The sequence below is a fragment of the Bacillus sp. 7884-1 genome (genome assembly GCF_002272245.1).
Classification (GTDB): Bacteria; Bacillota; Bacilli; order Bacillales; family Cytobacillaceae; genus Neobacillus.
Genome location: NZ_NPDD01000372.1, coordinates 1 through 277, shown reverse-complemented (window position 1 = coordinate 277; position 277 = coordinate 1). Strand labels below are relative to the sequence as shown.

At 42.2% G+C, this 277-nt stretch carries 2 tRNA genes; both read left to right on the top strand.

From position 1 onward, the window contains the following. Positions 1-63: 63 nt before the first annotated feature. Positions 64-140: transfer RNA gene (locus tag CHI06_RS29185), tRNA-Met, on the top strand. Between the two features lie 47 nt (positions 141-187). Next, positions 188-263: transfer RNA gene (locus tag CHI06_RS29180), tRNA-His, on the top strand. The last annotated feature ends 14 nt before the right edge of the window (positions 264-277 follow it).

The window sequence follows — 277 nt, the reverse complement described above, 5'->3', positions numbered from 1 at the left end:
CACGATAGTGAAAATAACTTTCAATATTTCACGAAAAAAGGAATAATCTTTAACTTATATTGCCGCGGGGTGGAGCAGTCTGGTAGCTCGTCGGGCTCATAACCCGAAGGTCGCAGGTTCAAATCCTGTCCCCGCAACCAATTAAATTTCAAGGTTTAAGTTGTTAAACCTCAACTATATTATTTTGGCGGTTGTGGCGAAGTGGTTAACGCACCTGATTGTGGTTCAGGCATTCGTGGGTTCGATTCCCATCAGTCGCCCCATTTTATATTTTTAA